Source organism: Bartonella sp. MR30HLJHH, assembly GCF_042194195.1.
Lineage (GTDB): Bacteria > Pseudomonadota > Alphaproteobacteria > Rhizobiales > Rhizobiaceae > Bartonella > Bartonella grahamii.
In genome coordinates this window covers 1-699 of the sequence record NZ_JBHIMO010000102.1, presented here as the reverse complement: position 1 = coordinate 699, position 699 = coordinate 1, and the positions used below count along the sequence as shown (strand labels likewise).

Annotated in this window: 1 protein-coding gene; it reads left to right on the top strand. The window is 47.4% G+C overall.

Annotated elements, in window-relative coordinates; all coding sequences use genetic code 11:
- Positions 1 to 699, top strand: a 699-nt coding sequence (locus ACFIKR_RS09560; RefSeq protein WP_375659671.1) for a portal protein, incomplete at both ends; no start/stop codon positions are given.

Genomic DNA, 699 nt, shown 5'->3' with positions numbered 1-699 from the left:
TTTCGTAAGCTTGTGAGCTGGTACAAAGAAGATGTGGAGCATGTGAACAAATGGCGTGAACATGCGCGGGAGGATTTTGGTTTTTACAATGGTGATCAATGGAATGAAGAAGATTTATCGGCGTTAAAAAAGCAACGCCGCCCCGTTATGACCTTTAATCGTATTGCCCCATTGGTCAATGCCGTTGTGGGGTCAGAGCGTAATAACAAGCGCGAAGTGCAGTTTATTCCACGTCAAGTAGGGAAGGCATTGCCTAGTGAATTGCTTACCGGTGCGGCAGAATGGTTTCGGGACATGGCGCATGCCGAATACGCTGATAGTGATGCTTTCCAAGATGCGGTTATCTGTGGCATGGGGTGGACTGATACACGGCTTGATTATGAGAACAGCCTCGATGGTGAACCGGTAATTACCCGTTTAGACCCGTTAAAGATGGTTTGGGATAGTGCAGCGGTGCAACCGAATTTAACCGATGCGCAACGTTTGTGGTATGTAGACCGCAAGCCGTTAGAAGTAGCTAAGCAGATGTTTCCCAAATCTCATTGGACAGAGCTGAGTGCAGATTGGGCAAGGGATGGTAGCTCTCATGAAGGTGTTCACCATAATGATCTTGATTATTACAGTGATGAAGGGAGCATTGATGTTGAAAACGGTCGTCGGATGGTCACGCTTGTTGAATGCCGTTGGTTTGAAAGCGAG